The organism is Rahnella rivi (assembly GCF_019049655.1).
Lineage (GTDB): Bacteria > Pseudomonadota > Gammaproteobacteria > Enterobacterales > Enterobacteriaceae > Rahnella > Rahnella rivi.
In genome coordinates, this window is record NZ_JAFMOX010000043.1 from 14,695 (window position 1) to 33,652 (window position 18,958).

Sequence of the window (18,958 nt, forward strand, 5' to 3'; positions counted from 1 at the left end):
AGGGGCTTTCGAAGTTAATGGGATGCCTCGACTGGGAGAATTATCTCTTCGAATTTAAACGATTATTTATTAATCACACGTTGGCTAGCGACGCGCGGAGATAACGCTTCGACCGTAGCCGGCGCGCATTTGGACTGGTAACAGACGTGGGGAAGCCTGCCAGGCATCCGGGACAGGAAAAAATGCCAGCATCAGGCCCGCGAGAATCGCAGGAAGGGGGAAGGTTTATTTAGATAGGTGTGGTTAAGACAGAGGAACGCCGGCGCGTTCAAGTAACATCTGATAGAACTTCTCGGCATTGGTGGCCAGCAGCGTCGGGAACTCGACTTTGAGAGCGCTTTCCAGTGAAATTTGCGCGACCATCGTCAGTTGGCCGGCGGCAGTATAGCGACGCCAGGCATTCTGGTAACGGCTTGTCTCTTTGGCCGGACGCAGCTGTCGCACTTTACGCGCCTGTTCGTCAAGAACGGCGCCAATATCCGCCTCAGTGCGCGCTTTTTCATCGCGCAGCTCCGGGCTGACAACCCAGCGTTTTATCCGTCTCAGCCGGTTTTTGAGTGAATGGTGGCGGTCAATACTGATGCCCAGCCGTGCCATTTTCAGCAGGTGACGCTGGTATTTCTGCTGCATCGACTCCGCCAGTCCGCTGGCTACCGCCCACCGGCGATATTTATGCAACCACTCCCGGATGCTTTCAACGGCGATGCCGCGTGAAGTAAAGCATTTGTCGGTGAGAAAAATACGCATGGGCTTGTTCTGGCCAGAATCGGCGTCGCGGTCACGGTGTATCACCACATAGTCCAGCTGCTCCATCACCCGCAGGGCATGGAGCAGAACGTCATAGGCTTTGCGACCGTTCTCATAAACGTGCAGCGCATTCATGCGGCGGGCAATCTCTTCCACCGGCAGCATCATTTCGAAAAGGTAATCGCCGTCCGGGCTGTAGTCACAATTTGCGGCAAGAACCAGGGACAGAGAAGTCAGCGCCTCATGGCTCTCAGAGCGTGGGGTAATACGTATGGGTTTAGGGATAAAGGAAGGGTCAGACGCCCGGGAGTAAGGCGTGTAACCAGTACGGCGAAGCGCGATCAAATCGGCATTTCGCCGCCAGTCATGCTGACGGAAGCAAGCCACCACTTTTGCAGCCATGCCGCGCGGCGTTTTGCCCGTGTAGGCCGGCTGGTTGTTGCGGTGCGTCTTCGACTGGCCTTTGCGCAGACGGTTAGCTTCACCCCGGCGCGAAGGACGATAAACACTGGCAGAAACACTGTTTGCTACCGGTGAGAATGGAAATATTTGCTCAGACACGGCTCCCAACGCTTATGTTGCGCAGGAGGAGTTGACCTTTAAAAGGCATAAATCTATACTCCCTGCATAGAGCAACAACTCTATACAGTTTTAGTAGGCCCCGATTATCTTCTCCTTAGTCGCCAAACCTAGGAAGATTTTCGGGGTTTTTGCTTTTATGGGCCTGTAAGTATCTCAATCAGCACCCATTCCCTGCCACCTTATGGCGTGGCCAGCCAGAAATCATCTACTCGATCAGTAATCTAGCACTCAACGTGCCAGCTATCAAGAATGTGAAGTCTTTACATCTAAAACACCACGTTCAAGCAATTCCCGCTCGAGCAAACCTTCAATAAACTGCGCCTGTGTAAGCCCTTCTTCTTCGCAGATTTCAATCATGCGATCTTTAAGGGGGTTTCTTACAAAGACCTTAACTTCTTTATGCGTTTCACGCTTACGTGCAATAGCGGCCAGCTGTCTTTGGCTGGCAGACATTGGTTTACCTTTTCGATATGCGCGTTTTGAATCCGATGAGGAAGTTTTTACATTGTCAGCTTCTGGCATCTCCGCCTCCTCATGTTTTATAAGAGAATATGCAGAGAATACTACAGACTTTTAAATCGGTGACCTAACTTTATGTCAGGCATGAGCAACGTTGGCGCGCTGCCCACATTATTGAAGTGATGGCTGAGTTTCGTTAAACGCTAATAAGCAGAATGCCAGTCGTTACCTAACTGCCAGCGGGACTGCCAGTGAGCAAGGTAGGTTTGTGCCAGGTCAGGCACATCATGCAGTACCAGTGCGTTCTCCGAATTCGAACGCGCGGCAGACAGGGTATAGTTATATGATCCGGTTTCGACCGTCTGGCCATCAACGATAATCACCTTGTCATGCATTATTTTAAACTGGCTGACGGTGCGCACCGGGATCCCCGCATTCACCAATAAATTCATCGCGGCCACACTGGCTTTCCCGCGATTGCCGCCCTCATCCAGTACCACCTGGACATCGACGCCCCGTTTCTTTGCTTCGACAAGGGCCCCGGCAATGTCGGGCGAGGTAAACGAGTACCCCATCAGGCGAATGCTTTGCCGGACATCATTCACCGTTTGCAGTACCAGCTGCTGCGCGCTGCCTTCCGGTGAGAATCCCACCTGTACCGACGGGGCCGCGCTGGCGGTGCAAACGCCCACATTCAATAATATGGCCAGTAAGGCCACCCGCAATCTGTTGTTCTTCATCAGTCTGTTTCCTCCTGGTAGGGCAATGCATAAATCCCTGATGACACACTGGCGGTCAGCAGGCAAAAGGAACCTTCGCCACAGGACGCGTCCCAGGTCAGGTTTTCCGGCACGCACTTAGTCAGACAGGTAATGGCCACCTTCAGTGCCTCGTGGTGCAATCCCGGATGGGTTCTGAAACACACCCGCTGATGCTCGATATCATCATCGCTGAACATAAAGCCATGCAGGTCAAAAAAGTGGATCGACAGTGCTTTTTCACCCTTCATCGTTTTTCTCCCAACACCGCGCAAAGCCACCTCAAACCCGGTGGCCTGCACGACCTCGCCTTATTTCATCGCATTATCGATGGCCTGCTGCATCACCTGAGCGGACACGACGCCCGGAATGACCGTCGTGTTGTCAGCGGTCGCGTTCTCTGCCGGCATCACGATGATCCCCGGCGTCCCGGTTAATCCCAATAGCTCGGCCAGCGCACTGTTACCCGCGATCAGGGCATCTGCCGTTGCGCGGTTCGCGACGTCTTCTTCTCCTGCGCCCGCTGCCGTGGCCACTTTTTCAATATCGTCTGACGTCAGTTTCCCTTCGTTATGGCCGGTGCCGTAAATCCCGTTGTGGTAGGCCATATAGGCATCAGCCCCCTTCTGTTTCCAGATGGCCAGACCCCGGCGTGACGCCTGCGTAGACTCGGGGTAATGCCCGGCAAAAATCGTCCAGTCACGAAAAGCAAACCGCACGCCTGGATTACTGGCCATGACCTGCTCCATTACCGGGGCCATCATGCTGCAGGCGATACATTCGTAATCAAAAAACTCCGTCATAATCACTTTCGAATTTTGCGGGCCTTTCACTGGCACGCCGTCGAGCTGCATCAGCAGCCGGTGTCCCTTCAGCACCGACTGTGCCATCAGCTGTGCCTTGATGGCTGCCTGCTGCGCCTGCAGCTTTTTGCTCACCTCGATGAGCACTTGCGGATGGGCCACTAGGTAATCGGCGGCAATCTCGCCGATGCGTGACTGCTGCGCCGGTGTGAAGTCTTCAGGCTCTGCGGCGCCGGCGTGGATTGAACCGAAAGTAAAACTCAGGGCGAGCGAAAGCGCCGCCGCGTTAAAACGGTTTGTCATGATGATGTCTCTCAAAGAAGGATCCCGGTGTCACCGGTGAATAAAAGGTTGTGCCGCTGCCAGCGGTATGTCGCGGTGTTGATTAACGTTCTTTCTGAATATGTCGGGCGGCTTCGTGGGTAATTTCTTCCCGCTCCGGTTCCCGGCCCCGGCTTTCGGGCGGTAACGTCAGTTGCCCCTGTTTTTCCAGTTCACGCGCCGCGCTGGCCAGCGCCCGCTCTGACAGGTCATTTTGTGGGTTTTTAGCGGTGCCGTGCGCTTTATCCTGCTCGGCCTGCACGTAGCGGAGTGCTTCTGCCGACACCAGGCTTCCCTGTGCGTTTTCAGCCGGCAATACTGCACTGGCAAACTGACCCGCCCCGGCAAGGGTGGCCAGCACGGCCCGAATGGCACCGTTGTTGTCCTGCAGGGCTTCGTTTTGGGCAATCAGGCCGGATGCCTGACGGATAAGCGCGGCGTAGTCCGGCAGTTTCTCACCCGGTAGCACCGGTATTTCCTGCCGCATGTTCTGAACGACACGCTCTACCAATTGTGCTGACAAAGCTGACACATCCTGCCCTTTAGTCTCGGGAAGCTGAATTTCAGACGGGGGATGCCGCGTCTCTTCAATAGCCCAGAGTGCCTGGCGAAGCAGGGCAGACTCATCCGCCGGCCGTTCTTCTGCCGGCAGATACCGCAGGATCTCCTGCAACTCAGACTGGACCAGCCTGAGCAACGTGGCATCCGGCCTGACTGTCCGGTCAGTCCCCCCGCCCGCCACTTTCAGCAGCTGCGCGGACGGCATCTGCCGACCGGTGAGCAGCAATACGCCTGCCGCCGGGTTGCCTCGCGCCGCCGCCAGCGCCTGCGTCATATCGCTGACTACAATCGTGTCACCGTTACGGCTTTTTTGTACCACCGCCGCCTGGGCGCCCTCGGTCGTCAGCTGGCGTACCGGCCCGGTCTGTATCTGGCCGGTGTCTGACTGAAGAGGAAACATCGTCAGACCCGCCGTTTTGCCGTTGCCGTCATAAACCGGTAACGCCAGATGCGGCATCGGATATTTCCTGGTCGGCGGAATAATCCGCGCCGTTACGGGGTTCTCTTTTAACCCCTGTTCCCGCAGGTAGGTTCGCCCAATTGCCGTTTTGCCCACCGGCTGCCCCATTGCCCAGATACTCCGGGCCTGTGTCCGCTCGGACTCGGGTGTCAGGGCGTCATGTGCAGTCGTCGGGCCGTTATCCTTTTGCCGCAGCGTATCCATCCAGTCACGCAGGCCGTCAGTGTAAATCTGCACATGGTCGCGGGCGCGGGAGGCGTTGATGTAAAAGGCCCGCATGCCGCTCATTCTCTTACGCGCACCGTCCGTCCCCTCCAGGGCAATCACATAGTCCGTACTGGCCCCTTGTGCGCCGTAGCCCGTCACCGCCCAGGCATAATCAATGTGCTGGTCTGCCAGCGTCCTGCCCGGCGTAATGACCTTTTCACCCCCGGCATTTTTGAGCACCACCTCGCCGTTGTCCCGCAGCGTTTCAATCCGGTACTGTTCATGAGCATCATGCCCCGCCTGCTTCTGCGTTTTGCTCATGCGCACGCTGTCACCTCCCCGCAGCTCAATCTCACGCCGTTCAAACACCTCAATCTCGGTCACATTCAGCTCCGCCGGGGAGTAATAGTGCATACGGTCATTCTCATCGCGCAAAAACACCCGATCCGTGCCCTTGTCCACGCCCGTCACGCTCAGATAACGCTCGTTGGCCAGCACCACCTGCCCCGCCTTCCAGTCATTGATTCGGTTAAAATCGTGGCGCCCCCCGGTAATGCGATCCAGTATCGGGACGGTTATCGCCTTATCCCCCAACACTTTCTCATCCACCATTGCCTGATGAATGCCGGTGTTGATCCCCTGCCGGTCTTCATGCAGCTGTACCACAATCATGGTGCGCTCACGGGCGTCCGGCGTCCGGCTCATGTAGTCCCGGATAATGGCGGACACCGGCGAATCCGTTTCAATAACCGAGCCGGCAGGGGAGACGGTGTTACCCATACGCGGCACCGTCGTCGGTGACACCTGCTCAATTTTCTCGAGGGCTGCACCGGCTTTGTTCTCAATAACGCTGTAAACGGCAGATTTCAGGTCATGATTACGCTGGCGAACGATTTCGTTCATGACGGCAACGTCGATGGCACTGCGCTCCTGCATCAGCGTGAACGGTGCCCCGCTTTCCGGTGACTGCAACTGACCGGTATCGCCCACCGGCACGGCACGCCCTTCCCCGCGCGATATCGCCTGATAGGCGGCAGCGGTGTCCTGATTCCCCAGCATCGAGGACTCATCAATCAGAAAAATCGTCTTGGTATAACGCACGTCTTCACCTGCCGCCGTGCGCTGTTGCCAGTCCACCACGAAGGATTTAAGGGTCTGCGCCTCGATGCCAACATCACGCATTTCCTTCACCGCACGGTGCGTCGGTGCCAGACCAATCACGAGCGGTCGTTCACTTTCCGGCAGGGTGTCAATCGCGGCTTTCACCGCACGAAACTGGGTGGTTTTCCCGACACCGGCATAGCCCTGTACGGCGGTAAAACGATCGGGACTTTGCAGGATAAGCGTCGTGGCTGCCTTCTGCCCGGCGGTCAGCCCATTAAGCAAGACCGGGTCAATCGTGGCCATCAGCGGCGTCTGGGTATTTTTACCCGTTTCAATTTCCCGGATAATGGTCTTTTCCATCTCCCAGGTTGCCCGCCCCACAAATCCGCCTCCGCCGCCGCCGCCGACTTTCACCGGGATAAGATCACCCTCTTTAACCTGCCGTGCCACTTCGGCCCGTAATGCCCCCAGATGATTGAAGAACGTGCCCGCCTGCTCCAGCAGCTTCACCTCGGAAAATGCCACCTCCTTCATCTGAGCAACCGCCCGCGACACGGCTTTTTGCGCATCCGTGAGTAATCCTGCGTTTAACGCTGCCAGCGCTTCCCCGGCGTCTTCCTTGCCACTGGCCTGGCGGACTAACGCCAGCGGTGAGCGGGTGGTGCGCATACGGCCGAGTTTCTCTTCCGCCTTGTTTTGTGCTTCCCCGGTAAAGATTTCAGCCTCATGGCCCGACTGGGCCAGGGCGTTCATGATGTTGCCCGACAGGTCACGGGCGTTGAGGCTGGCCAGCACGATACCGTGCTCATTGTCCCGGCTCCCCGGTGCACTGACGTAACCATGCGTCAGATACAGCGGACGGTCGGTCGCGACCTGCAGCGGTTTTTTCTGTCCATCGCGTTGCACCGTTAATGTTCCCTCACTCACGGCAGTGACCGTCAGCCGGTCGCGGGCTTTCAGCCCATTGGCTTTGTCAGCGGCCAGGGCAAACAGCTGCTCTCCCTGAGCAACGTGCAACTGTTCACGGGTAAACAGCCGCCAGTCGCCGGTCAGGTCGCTCAGTTTTACGCGGCTCAGAACGCCGTCGCTGTCGATAAGTGACAACATGCGCGTCTCCTCATGCACCCGGTCAAGGGTGTAGTGGCGGGTCTCATTTTTGTCTGACCGGTCTTCCAGCACCATCCCCGCCCGGTACGTGGCCGGGAGCAGCCGCTCCTTCACGCTGGCATAGACCGGCGTGCGGGCTTCGACGGTCACGCCGTCCCGTTCAAGCTTGCCGGCGTTTTGCAGGGCGTCACGGATAATGCCGGTCAGATGCTGCTGTTCGCGTGCGCCGGTGACCACAGCGGTGACGGTGGCGTCCGGTGAACTCAGGTCAGCATAGCGCTCAGCCAGTGCCCGGTAACGGTCACGCTTATCGCCGATACTGATCACCCGCGCTTCCAGCCCCGCCACCGGTTCGGTCAGACCGTGACGAGGCACGCCGGCGGATGACAGCACCGACAGGGCGTTGGCGTTGGACTGCCGCCCGGCGCTGTCCAGGAAAATAAGCTGGGCGTCTTTTTCCTTCGCTTCGCCGCTCAGGACCAGCATCTCCTTGAGTCCAAGGCGCTCCGCACTTTCCACGATGAGCGTGCTGTGCGGTGAGAGACTGAACCCTTTATCTAAAACGCGGCTGCGGTAGAGGATGTCGTCTTTGAGCAGCGGTGATTTGCCAAAGCTCAGGCCCCGTTCGGCAGAACTGGCCAATATTTTCACCTCGCGGCCATGCTCACGTGACATTGTCACCAGTTCTTCCGTCACCTCCCGCAGACGGCCTATCGACGCCGGCGCGTTCAGGATCGCCACCGGCGCAAATTCCACCGCTTTGAGCCGCTCAGGCGTTTCGATGTCTGTCTGCCGGAAACTGACCACTTTCCCTTCCTTCACGATATCGCCCGCCAGGGCCTGCACCGACAGTTCATCCAGCAGATGAATATGCGAGGTAAATACCCCTTTGTCCCCGTCCAGCGGGGCCAGCAGGTTTTCAACGATGGCCCGGTCGATTGCCTTGCGCAGATTAGGGATCGACTGTTGCCCTTCCCCCGCCTCATGCGCCGTCATCAGCAGGTCACCGTAGGTAAAGCGGGTGCGGGTGTCACTGAGCACCGAAATCGCAGTACGCACCGCCTGCATGACGCTTGGCGGCATCGGGCGTTCTTCCTCCTGTTCAGGCGTCACGGCCCGTGTTTGCGCGGCATCCATCACGTCTTGTATGTTGAAATTCAAACCGGCCATCTGCTGATCCCACCGTGCCTGCAGGCGGTTTCGGCCAGCCTGCGTCTCTGGTTTGGCGATTGGCGGTTCCGCCGGTGCGTCCTTCGCATCCGTACTTTTTTCCGGCGTTACCTGTCCGGGTTCGGTCAGACTGACCGTCTCAGCGGTCGTGCGGACAAGGGCGTTCCCCTCTCCGCCCACCTCGATTGCAGGTTCTGAGGGGAAATCCACGCTCGCAGGGGATGATGATGGCACGCTGGCCGTGTCAGTTGGCGTCAGTGACGGGCCAGCTGGCGTGCGTGCGCCCTGCGCATCGGCTTCATCGAGTCCGTAACGGCTGATATCGACCTTTTTCTGCCGGGTGTCTAACGCCGCGACGTCGCGGCTTTTAAGAGACGCTTCATCCCCAACCTGGGCGGCGATTTCGCGGTGGCGGGACGAAAACTCCTCCAGCACCGCCTCCGGAAACCCTTTGATTTCCCACAGTTCATGCTTGCCGCCGGTGAGTTCTGTCTCATACCCCATCGCCTCGGTTTTCGCCTTCAGGCTGTTGCGGTAGATTTTGCCGAAGCTGACCTGATGGCGGTACATCGTCTCAATAAACCCGGCACCGTAAATGGCATCGGTGGCCAGCGCCTTCCACTTCCCGTCCAACTCGGTCACGTTGGCAACCACCGCATGGGTGTGAATAGCCGGATCGAGATTGCGAGACGTATCGTGGGTAAAGAGCGCCGCCACCATCTTGCCGGTGGGGACGATAGAGGTGATGCCTTCCTTCGTGTCACGGGCTGAAATCGTCTGCTCCATGATGGCCAGCGTTTCTTTGACCGACTCAATATGGGCCTGCAGCAGGCGCTTATCGCCGCCGGCCAGGATAAGCATTGAGATACTTTTCGGTGCAGAAAAGGTGAAGTCGTGTCCGGGCCGGTGTACATGATTACCTGACACCTCCTTCCCCAGCTCCACGCCATTCGGCAACCGCCCGTGCAGGACATTGGTGAACGCCTCAAGGTCAACGTTCCCTTCCAGACCCAGCTCACGGGCGCCTTCCCCCAGCCACTGGCTTTGCAGATCATCGAGAAAATAGTAGTTATCTTTGCTGCTGTAATAGCCCGCCGCGCCTGCAGCAGACGCAACGGAGGCAACGGTCATCATCGTTCAAAACCTCCGGGTTCGTGGTGTTCATCCATATGCTGGTACGCGTCATAATCATCGTGGTGTCGCAGAATGTTCTGTTCCTCCTCGGCCATCGCGCGGTTTGCCGTGCCGTACTCCTTCGCCTGGGCCTCCTCAAGGCTTTCCGGTGCCGCTTTCCGGGCACCCAACGTGCGCAGAACAAGCTCGCCCTTTTCATCCACTTCCACGTCCATTTGCAGATCCGGTGCTTCCCCCTGTACGTCGGCGGCGCCCTCGCTCTGTGCCCCGTCGGCCTGTGAAGCAGGTTTAAGGCGTTTTAGCGCGAGCAGCTCCAGGGCGCTGAGTCCGGCCAACGGTTTCATGTTGTTGGCAGCAACAGACAAAAATGGTGGGTTTTTCAGCGCGGCAGAGGTGCATGCTTGAGGGGGTGTGTAGGGTTGCGGTACTACAGGTTCAGGTTCAGGTTTAGTCTGTGTGTTGGCCTCTATCTCGGGTGCCACGCTCTTTCTCACCGTTTCCGCCGGCGGAGGATCCTGTCGGATACGCGGGGTGAACGGGCGAACATTCGCCGGCAGTATCGGCACATCAGAGGGTTCGGGTGCTTCTGAACCCACGCCGTCAAGTGCGGTTTCGGTTTTTTCAGGGTGGCGTTGTGCCGGTTTTGCCACAACCCTGGCAGGCAAGGTGGTGTTCTGACTGACGGCGGACGTGGGTGGTTTATCGGCCTGTTTTTCGCTTTGAGCGTTAATTTGCCGACCGGCTTGCGGTGTCACCGACGGGCTGGGTGGTTGACCGGCGCGCTGCGGTTCCGGTTTCGCCGCCGCTTTCTGTCCTTCCAGAATTTCGTCGCCGGTCGGGAAGATAAGGCCCACCGTCTTCGCCACCTGTTCATTCTGGCTGATGATGCGTTCCAGCTGGGGACTGAGCACATCCTTAAAATCGCGTTCAATCAGCGCCTTGTGATACTTCTTCTGCGGACGGTACTTCAGATCCAGTTTTACCACCGGGTATTCCCCCGGCAGACGGGCATAGAAACGCAGGTTTGGCATCGACATGATCTGGTCATAATCGACCACTGGCTCGTTGACCTTGTCACGGCTGATGGAGATACCGTCACGGATTTGGTCAAGACCGTAGCTGTTCTGCTCCCGCGCCTCACGGCGGCGCTGATGCCCCAGCTCTTCCTCAACGATTTTCGCCACCTCGGCGCTCGGCGACCGGCCATAAAAACGGGTGTTGAGCAGGTCGAAAATAGACTTGGCTACCTCACGTCCGTACACGTTGATAAGCTGTGGCATGTTCTGGATGCCAATAACAAAACAACCGCCAAATTTGCGCCCTTCAGCCAGCGTCTCGGAAAACTCTGGGATTTTTTGCAAACCGGTTTTTTCATCGATGACAAACCACACTCGCCGGTCAGGATCTTCCCCCATGCTTTGCAGATAGATCGTGGTCATCGACAGCCACATCGACATCAGCGGACGAACCGACTTGCGATGACGGGCCGTGGTGGAGATAAACAGCCAGCTTTTGTCGTATTTCGCGTCGGTCATCCACTCCCGGATGCTGAAATCGGGTTTACCTTCCTGATCGAGCCCCTGCAGGTAGCGCAGGGCTTTGGCGTAGTTGGTGACCACCGAGCGGATCGAGATGGCCGTCTTCTCAATTTTTTCCTCCACCAGGTTGGCGGAAGGCGTGTTTTTGAGAAATTCGCGCAGGGTTTTCAGATCGATAGACAGAAGTGCTGTGAGAAACTTCTCAATACTGCGATCGCTATGTGAGGCAAACTGCATCGCCGTATCGCTGAAAATGGTGCGCGATGAGGACACCCAGAACGGGTCGGACTCGCCCTCCACCGGAATAAGCGAGGCCGTCAGGTTCTCGTAGTCCACCACCTCCCGCGCTTCCCGCCACAGCACCCAGTTCTCACAGCGCTTGTCGTGTGCGTTGAGGATTTTGTCGATACGTTCGTCATAGTGCGTTTCAATAAAGGTGCCGCCGGAGTCATAGACAATCGCCCGGTCCCCACGTTTACGTATAAAGTCGAGCAACCAGCGGATAAGGGTGGATTTACCGACGCCGATGGTGCCGTGGATCAGATAATTCATCACCTCGGCATGCCTGACCATATGCAGGCCACCAATCTGCAGATCAGACATCTGTCCGGCCTTTTTCAACTGACGGTTCACACTGACCAGGTCATCCGTCAGCGTCATGCCGGAGAGATAGGTATCTTCACTCTCTTTTTTGCCAATGCGCCCCACGTACCAAGCAATCACGCTGAACAACAGCAAACACACCGTGCCGCAGCCTGCGGCACTCAGTTTTAAGTTGTTCACCAGCTGGCCGCCCATCGACTGCATCCAGGGGTCAGCCAGCAGCTGTCCCAGCGTCAGTTTGGTGGTGCACAACTGTACGCCGCTATTGCAGTGCCAGCTGATATCCCAAGTCGCCGGGCTTTTCGGGTTCATCAGCGGCACAAAACTGGAAAACAGCCTGCCGGTCCAGTACCAGAAACCGTTATTCAGCACATCGGCGGAGGTGACCGCCCAAAATACGCCGCCGGTGGATAACAAAAACAAGAGGAACAGCCAGTTAAAGATCCACTGGTTGACCTGGGCAAACATACGCAGCCGGTAGGCCGTCATCTGGCCCCCCTGCGTGAGGTATTTCGGTGTAAAACTCATGGTTCAGCTCCGGCGAACGCACAGGATTAAACCGCCCTGATAGGCAGTTCGGGATGGTCAATGAAAAAACGGGGATGAAAGGGACGAAAAAGCAGTAAAGAACTTAATGGAATGACGATGTATTGCGGCGTGCGTGAGTTTGACTGAACTGCGCCTGGATCAGTGCACCGGCAGTTCTGAACAGGAAAGCCACCGCGTTTATCATGGCAACCGTGACAGACGACAAAAATGCACCAACCGCCAACACCAACATCATCAGCAGTACGACCGGCAACGCATCAGGCAGCATATCGCTGCGGGTCTGGCGTAAGGCCAGCGAGAAGGCGTATAAGTTACTGTCATGCATGATGAGTTGCAGCAGGGCGACGCCGTGATACCAGAGAACAAACGCACTCCAGATGAAAAACAGGGTAAACCAGGCCATCAGGCCACGGGCACTTTTGTATTGCATGAGCAATTCCTTCAGTTAGGGCGTTTAACGGCAACGCTCGCCGCAGCCCGGACGCGGGGATTTGCGTCTGGACGAGGAAGCGGAATATCACAGGTGGAAAAGCAGGCACTGTCACTGGGGAGTTAACAGGCAGAGCGCTGAATTATTACGTCATTGGAGTGGGCGAACATGGCACACGGGCGTGTGCCATCAAGACAATAAATAACAGAGATAAAACTTTCAGGTCAGTTCATGATCCCGGCGACGGATTTTGCCAGCTGGGCTTCCAGAACCGGTTTTGCCTCTTCCAACTTGAGGTTCACCTTGTTGGCGTTAGAAACCACGCGCGTCTGGTATTTCATGCGGTTGCCTTCTTCACTGCTGGTCTGCACCTTCACACCGGAGTAACCCTGACGTAATGCGGCGATGTTATCTGTTGTCACGGTCGCTTTGCTGCGTTCAGAGATCTGCAGATCGGTCACCATCGTGTAATTGACGTCTTCGACCATTGCATCAGCCGCCATACTGGCAAGACCTGCAGCCAGTCCTACACCCAGAATTGCCCCACCGGATGTACTATTGTATGCGGTGATACCCGCGCCCAGAGCCGCGCCTGCGGCAGCACCTTCATAGCCCGTTGAGAGCAGCCCCTGCGCCTGACGCAGGTCCATTTTCTCGGCCTTCAGGACGTTGGCCTGGATCCAGTAATAGGCAGAGTCCGGTGACGACGTGACGTTATAGCTTTAGCACGCAAATCCTGTGCTAACAGCGTTTGCAGGTCGCTCATGTCTTTGTCAGAGGTGTTTCGGATCTGGATATAGACCGTTTTTTCGCTGGATGGCTCCAGCCACACGGTCTGGCTCATCTGTGTTTTTACATCAAGGTTACGTTTTTTGATGGCGGTGCCCATCGCGCTACAGCCGGAAAGTACCAGACATGAGACGACCACAGCCGCCACAAGAGAATTGCGGTTTTTCATTTACTGTTTCCTTGTCAAAAAAGCGGGGCAGGCTCGCCCCGAAACATTGGCTATTTGGATATAAATCTGGAGGGTGAAACCCTTCCGTTAGAATTACAGAAGGGTTATGGGCAGTAGGGGATATTGCTTAAATCTTTTTGATCAAGTTACTGATTTTTTCGAGGGCCAGACCCGCACCCAAGCGATTGATTTCAGAACCAACAACCAAACTTATGGCAAACAACAAAGCGAAAAGAAGTGCTGGGATTGCAAAAGCGAGCCAGGGAATTAGGCCAGACAGCAATGCTGAAGAAACCATCAAAATTAAAAACAATGCCACTGTTCGTTTCACTAACTTCCTAAGGTGACTGAGAATAACTGATTTGCGACGGATATCCTCGGGCACGGCCATATACATTATTAGATTGTTAAAGGTCATAAAAGCGAACAACACACCAACAATTAGTGTAGGAACGAGTACAACCCAGCCCTCTGATGTTAGAAAATTGATATACCCATCGGAATAGGCATATTTATATTTTATTGAGCTAACAAAGTAGAATACCAATGTGCTGACACAACTAAGAAAAAACGCTATGAGTGGTATAAAAAGACTTTTTTTAAATAAGTCTGAATTAGAGGGGATAATCCTAATTCCTGATGAAAACTTGTCCGTGAGCATAGCAATATCGGCGTCAACTTCTGCTCTTGTGAAATTACTCATATTCCCTCTCTAATTAAATGCTTATGAGGCCTTTTTCTGCTGTTCTCTAAGCTTTTGAAGCTTAGCTTTAAAGTTATCCGTTTCGGTGCCATCAACAATAGGTTTAGTCTGCCTAATGTCCTCTTCAGTGCGGCCAATCTGCTGACTTTTCACCGCACCCTGATGCTCATTTCTGAGTATATCACTGGATGCCTGAACAGGGGTTTCGTTTTGATCGATTTTCCCGCCATTTTCTCTGATGACATTAGAATTCGCAGATCTTTGTGCTGCAACCTGCCCCGCCACGTTATTAGGGATACCTGCCCCCTCCGCGTGCGCCCTCACTTTCTCCGCAGCCGAGTTATAATTTTCAGTCATTGACCCTGAAGGCGGACCACCCTGCACGTTAAGATCCCTCTCCCGATTAGGCAGGTTTACATCTTCCGCCTGAACAGGTTTGGCTCCCGTAATCCGGTTGTGTTGTCCGTGGTGCATTTCATCCTGTGTTGATTGATGATTTTCGGACACCGGCGCTGACTGCTGGCCACTTTGAACGTTGCGATCACCGTTGTGCAAATTGACTTCATCAGAAGTCACAGACGCCGCTCCTGTACCCCGGCCTTGAGAAGTGTTGTGGCTATCCGGCGCACTTACAAACGGGGCAGTCCGTTGTGGGGCCGTTTCAATGACGCCTGCAGATGTCGTCCCATCGACGTTTTCCGGGCTGCCTTCTGCCGCACTGGCTCCATAAGGTATCGGGATTGGATCGCCAGACGCGGTATGTTGCGCAGTGACTGCACCATATTCTAACGAGTTTGAGGGTGTTAAAGGTTGTGTGTTTGTCTGGTCCGTTCGTGCGCCGTAGTTTTGCATGATTTCCGGCTCCAGACGCTCTTTCATAAACTCCGTGGCCGTTTCACGCGCGGAATTAACGTTGGTCAGAATACCCTGGGCATTATTACCAAATTTAGCGGTCGTCCAGTCCACGAATTCCTGATTGTAGTTGGCATCCAGGCTGGCACTTTCGTTCTGAGCCAATGTGGCCATCCGGCTGAACTCCTGACTTTTGGTGCTGCTGTCGGTGTACTGATGATACTGACTTTTCGCATCGTTCAGCGTCGCGGCATACTGCTCAACCTGAGAGTTAGACTGGTTATCCGCCCTGTTGCCAGACTCACTTACGCGTGCTGACGTCACCATATCCATACCCTGGCGGAAGTCCTTGACCGTCTGGCTGTTCTCATCGTGGCGGAAATCCTTACTCTCAGCATTACTGTTCTGCGTACCGTGCGCGCTGCCAGAGGTGTGCTGCCACTCTGTATTGATATGAGCCTCACCACCCGCACTGAGTCCCGTCGCCCATTTGCCCATCTTCCCGGCGATCTGATCGCCAGTATCAAACTTCACGTTCGTTGATGCGCCGGCGCCCCCAGAGCCTCGGTTGGTGATGTCCATCAGCTGGTTATAGGCCTCCTGTGTAGAGATGTTATGCGCTTTACCATAGCTTTCGGCGGCCGACATCATCTTACTGGCCCCCACTGTCGCATTGGTCGCCTGGGTATTTTCACTGCCCTGCGTCATGGAGGCGCTGTTACCGCTTTGGCTGGTTAACTGGTTCAGTTGCTGGAAGCCGCTGGTGACACTGTGGTTATACCCATCGAGCGCCGTTTGTGCCTCCTGCTGCGCCTGCCGCGACTGCTCCTGGAAACCGCTGCTCGCCAGTGAACTGAGTCGCATGTTAACCGGCAGGTTAGAGATGGCCTGAGACGTGTCATAGACGTTATGACCGTCAGCCGTCAGGGTGCGCATCCCGCCATTTTCCATCTGGTGGCTTTGCTGACCCATACGTTGCGACAGGTTGGTGTCAAACTTGTTGGCGTTAACGTTGTCCATCGACATGTTGTTAAACGACCAGTTGCCGTCAGCGGTGGTTGATGCCTGCCCGCCCGCCGAGAACGCCGCTGAACTCATCACGCCGCCCACCACCTGCGACGCCACCGAGGCCGCCCCTTTCGTCAGGAAAAAGGACAGTACCGGTATCGACATACTGAGATAGCCCGCGATATTGGCCACGTCAGAATGCTGCAGGGCAATGCGATCCTGATTCGCCAGCACCAACGCCGTTGAACCGGTTTTTGACTGGAGGTAGAAGTTGGCCAGGGAATTCAAAATCGCAAACATCACCGGCCACATCTGGAAATACAAGAACCCGCCGGCGTACAGCTTGAGGGTATTCAGCCCGAAGATGGTGTGGTTGACCAGGGCCAGCGCAATCACCAGCGGGAAAAGGCCAATCAGAATCAGCATCATCAGGGACTGGAACATCGGTAAGGTTTGTGAGGCAATTGCCCCGCCCGCCGCCCAGCTCAGACGCTGTTTGGTCAGGGTCGATTCGGTGGCCAGATTCACCAGGTTTGCCGTATCTGAGGAACGGGCGGCAAACCCTTTCCAGCCGTCGCGGATGGCAGCATTGGTCACGTTGTTACGCATAATCTGTGAGGCACTCAGTCCGCCCGCATAGAAAAACCCGTAGCTGTCGTTCATAGCATTGCTCAGCAACGCATCCGCATTCACTTTACTGCCAAACACGCGGGTCGCCATATCGTGCCAACTGACGCCGCCCACCGAGATATCACTCCCCATCAGCGTTCTGATGGTTCCGGCGGCCTGCTGGCAGGTCACAAACTGCCTTACCCCGCTCACCGTCTGATAGATCCCCCGCAACGGACTCGGGTTATTGGTGATCAGCGTCAGCGGGTCGGTGCTGTTCAGCAGCTGATTGATGGTGTATTTGTTGTTAAGCAAAATGTCGCCAATCACGCAGTTTTCGACATAATCCGTCAGCATCTGTGCCAGCTGCGGGTTTTGCGTCCGAAAATTGGAGGTCTGCGCCACGATTTGAGAACCAAACAGCATGCCGCTCTTGGTATAGGTCAGCGAGTCCGGGCGCGATAAGGTGTAATCGTACAACTGCGCTACCCCAAATCCCGCACTGGTGGTCAGCCCCGCGATCATGGCCAGCCCCAACGGGACATTGTCCACCTCGTACACAGCGGCCGGGTCGGTGATATCGAGGATTTGTACCGACCGTTTTGGCACCAGTAACACAGACGTAATAAACATAAATACGGCCAGCCAGTGCATAAACACGCGTGGATCACGGGTTTTGATAAAGGACACCATCACCCCCAGCACGCCGAACGTGCTGACGATACGGAGCAAGGTATCAAACGTATCGGCGCCCAGAATGGTCACGACACCGTTTAACACCTGCCGCCACATGTCCCCGCCGTATATCGTATACATTTCAGTCATTGCTGGTCCCCCAACGGTAGTTACCCTGATATGACGTTGAAATAATGGTCGAGACCTGCTGCTGTAGGTACTGCATGTTGCGGTCAATACCGTCCAGCGCGTTCTGATCGGCCGCCGACTGCAGCTTCATGTTGGCCAGCAACTGCTGAGCCTGGGCCACGTTCTGCCGCAGCTCCCCCGCCGCCTGTTCCGGGAAGTTTTTCCCGGCCAGCGACTGACTGGCCTGCTTCACCAGCTCCTGCAGGTACTGGATCATTAAATCCTGCGCGATGTAATCCGCCACCTGGATGAGGTAGGTCGGGCTTTGCCCCATACTCTGCGAGTTGGTCAGGTATTTCAGGACGGGGACAGAGGTGGTGTTGAGAAACCCTTTTTCCTGATCGGATAAGCCGGTGTCATCCGTCAGCTTCTGGTTCATGGACAACATGATGTTTTGGACCAGCGTGACCAGTGCGTTATTGCTGCTGATGGTGACGCTGGCCACCGTCGGCCCGAGGCAAAGGTCGGGTTTATCACAGCCGTAAATCTTGGCGGTCCCGCCGCGCATCAGTACGGTGATCACATCCCGGTTATCCACCATCGGCGTCAGGATAGTCACCTGCCCGGCGCTGTTGAAAATGATGGATCCGACGATACTCATCACCAGCTCTTTCAGCTGGCGGTTCCCGTCGAAAAGATGATTGCGCCCGAGCGCATCCCAGATGAGATTTTTGTTCTTCAGCACCTGGTCTTTTTCATTGGCGTTGGCCCGACTCGTGACGCTGTCACCCTGCCCGCCTACCGTGCACCCCTGCCGGGATGAGGCCCAGTCGGAGAAAATATTGTCGTCACCGGCAATGTCCTGGCAGATTTTCTGGTTGGAAAGCTGAGACACGGGCCAGAGGCCCCCGATGATCCCCTGCGCCGCCTGGCATGAACTCATGTTGGCGGAATTCACGTCGGAGGCGATTTTTTGCAGAAAGTCTTTGGCCTGTTTCAGTTCAGGCACCATCGTCTGCAACGCCAGGTCGAACGCGTAGCCCGCCGCATTACTCATGATTTGCTTGGCAAAGCGCTGAATTTCCTCACCACTGATAAATGAGAAGGCGCCCAGATAGGCATCAATGCCCCCGCAGCCGGAATTCAGGGAAGGCACCTGCATCGAGATAAGTTGTACCTGTTTTACCGGATTTCGCAGATACACCGAACCACCGGTGATGTAGCCTGCGGCCTGCCCCTGCCAGGCCTGTGCTTTGGAGACGTTGCCGTCATAGCCCAGACTGCCGAAAAAACCGTTCAGGTCGCCCTGTACATCGGCCAGCGCCGGCGCACTGAAGCACAGGGCAGCCAGCGTGCACATTACTATTTTCCGTAGCTTCATGAGGAGAGGCTCCCGTCGGTCAACTTACTGAGTGTCATGAGGTTAACTCCGTTAAATCTTTAAAATATTTCCGACTAAAACGGTTAAACACAGAAACATCCCGCGCAGCT

At 55.8% G+C, this 18,958-nt stretch carries 11 protein-coding genes and 1 pseudogene; all 12 read right to left on the reverse strand.

Going from position 1 to position 18,958, the window contains the following annotated elements:
- Positions 1-243: 243 nt before the first annotated feature.
- The 12 genes and pseudogenes from J1779_RS02405 to traH all read right to left on the reverse strand — a co-directional run bounded on the left by J1779_RS02405 (position 244) and on the right by traH (position 18,848).
- Positions 244-1,308 (reverse strand): Replication protein, encoded by a 1,065-nt coding sequence (locus J1779_RS02405; RefSeq protein ID WP_217202768.1) that lies wholly within the window; start codon positions 1,306-1,308, stop codon positions 244-246.
- A gap of 264 nt (positions 1,309-1,572) precedes the next feature.
- Entirely contained in the window at positions 1,573-1,851 is a 279-nt protein-coding gene (repA, locus tag J1779_RS02410; RefSeq protein ID WP_121019118.1) for a replication regulatory protein RepA, read from the reverse strand.
- A gap of 140 nt (positions 1,852-1,991) precedes the next feature.
- The gene (locus J1779_RS02415; RefSeq protein ID WP_217202769.1) at positions 1,992-2,528 is read right to left on the reverse strand and encodes a phospholipase D family nuclease; all 537 of its coding nucleotides are present in this window, start codon (positions 2,526-2,528) and stop codon (positions 1,992-1,994) included.
- Positions 2,528-2,797, reverse strand: a complete 270-nt coding sequence (locus tag J1779_RS02420; RefSeq protein WP_217202770.1) for a hypothetical protein — start codon at positions 2,795-2,797, stop codon at positions 2,528-2,530. Before J1779_RS02420 ends, J1779_RS02415 begins: the two co-directional genes overlap by 1 nt.
- A gap of 60 nt (positions 2,798-2,857) precedes the next feature.
- Complete coding sequence (locus tag J1779_RS02425) at positions 2,858-3,652, reverse strand: DsbA family protein (RefSeq protein WP_217202771.1); 795 nt, start codon at positions 3,650-3,652, stop codon at positions 2,858-2,860.
- A gap of 82 nt (positions 3,653-3,734) precedes the next feature.
- Positions 3,735-9,413: a conjugative transfer relaxase/helicase TraI gene (gene traI / locus J1779_RS02430; protein WP_217202772.1), complete on the reverse strand. Its 5,679-nt coding sequence runs from the start codon at positions 9,411-9,413 to the stop codon at positions 3,735-3,737.
- Positions 9,410-12,082: a type IV conjugative transfer system coupling protein TraD gene (gene traD / locus J1779_RS02435; RefSeq protein WP_217202773.1), complete on the reverse strand. Its 2,673-nt coding sequence runs from the start codon at positions 12,080-12,082 to the stop codon at positions 9,410-9,412. Before traD ends, traI begins: the two co-directional genes overlap by 4 nt.
- 103 nt (positions 12,083-12,185) lie before the next feature.
- A complete protein-coding gene (locus tag J1779_RS02440; protein WP_217202774.1) occupies positions 12,186-12,533 on the reverse strand; it encodes a hypothetical protein in 348 nt (115 codons plus the stop codon).
- Between the two features lie 224 nt (positions 12,534-12,757).
- Positions 12,758-13,491, reverse strand: a pseudogene (traT, locus tag J1779_RS02445) (complement resistance protein TraT).
- Between the two features lie 127 nt (positions 13,492-13,618).
- Positions 13,619-14,194, reverse strand: a complete 576-nt coding sequence (locus J1779_RS02450) for a hypothetical protein (protein WP_217202775.1) — start codon at positions 14,192-14,194, stop codon at positions 13,619-13,621.
- A gap of 21 nt (positions 14,195-14,215) precedes the next feature.
- Positions 14,216-17,488, reverse strand: a complete 3,273-nt coding sequence (traG, locus tag J1779_RS02455) for a conjugal transfer mating-pair stabilization protein TraG (RefSeq protein WP_217202776.1) — start codon at positions 17,486-17,488, stop codon at positions 14,216-14,218.
- On the reverse strand, positions 17,481-18,848 hold the full coding sequence (gene traH / locus J1779_RS02460; protein ID WP_217202777.1) for a conjugal transfer pilus assembly protein TraH: 1,368 nt from the start codon (positions 18,846-18,848) through the stop codon (positions 17,481-17,483). The genes traG and traH overlap by 8 nt, the downstream gene beginning before the upstream one ends.
- Between the last annotated feature and the right edge of the window lie 110 nt (positions 18,849-18,958).